General features: G+C 31.0%; 1 protein-coding gene. It reads left to right on the forward strand.

The window, feature by feature from the left end; genetic code table 11:
- The first annotated feature begins 77 nt into the window (after positions 1-77).
- Positions 78-767, forward strand: a complete 690-nt coding sequence (locus CN514_RS24495) for an alpha/beta hydrolase (RefSeq protein ID WP_098234799.1) — start codon at positions 78-80, stop codon at positions 765-767.
- The last annotated feature ends 334 nt before the right edge of the window (positions 768-1,101 follow it).

A 1,101-nucleotide genomic window follows, 5' to 3' on the forward strand; every position in this document is an offset into this window, starting at 1 on the left:
ACTATTTATACATTGAATATATTTATTTGGCTTTGCGTAAAAAACAAAGATCAAATAAATGTGAAAAGGTGAAATAGATGAAAACAATCGTTATCTGTCACGGAATGAGCTCAGGGGGCTGGGCATGGAAAGAGGTAAAAATATTATTAGAAAAAGAGGGTCATACAGTATATACACCTACAATGACTGGTTGTGGGGAAAGGTTTCATTTAGCGAATAAAGAAGTAGATTTAAACACTGCAATAAATGACATTGTTAATGTGATTAATTATGAAAATTTACATAATATTGTTCTAATTGGTCATAGCTATGGTGGTGCAGTAGCATCAGGTGTAGTTGATCGAATTCCAGAATTAATTGATGAAGTTATCTATTTAGATGCGATGTTATTAAATGATGGTGAGGCAGTTGTTAATTTGTTTCCAGATGAAATAGTAAATTTTCTTCAAGGTTTGATTGATACAAAAGGTGAGGGGTGGAAAATTCCAGTAGTAGATGAAGATCGATATGATCATCGTCTAACTGATCACCCTCACAAATGTTTTAAAACACCGCTTAACCTTAAAAATAAGGAGTTAGACAATATTAGAATTTCCTATATTAATTGTACAGAAAAAGAACAAAATCCATTATACTATGGAATTTTTCAATCTGTAGAACGTGCGAAGGAAAGAGGGGTGACAATTCATAATTTGAAAGCAGGACATATTCCTAATATTGAAAATCCAAGTTTGATTGCAAAGTTCTTAATGAACATATTATCTTGAGCATTTGCTATTTAGAATATTTCTGTGGATAAAAAAAACAATAATTGGTATTGATAATCATTTTCATTTGTGGTAATCTAACATTAATAAAAGAAGTTTAAGAAATAAGTCATTGTTTTTCTTAGTTCTTCGTTTGTATGCACATTAAAAAGTAAAATGTGCAATGCGACCCTAGAACCCCCCAAAAACCCTAAAGAAGAGAAGAACGCGCTAGGACAGTAGTTTTTCTCTTCACCAAATTAATAACCCTGTTTTTTGACGCAGAATATTCTGCGTTATTTTTTTGTGTGAAAATACAGATTATTTCGTGAAATTCCATAAAAATTATTATACT

This window comes from Bacillus sp. AFS001701, assembly GCF_002559405.1.
GTDB lineage: Bacteria > Bacillota > Bacilli > Bacillales > Bacillaceae_G > Gottfriedia.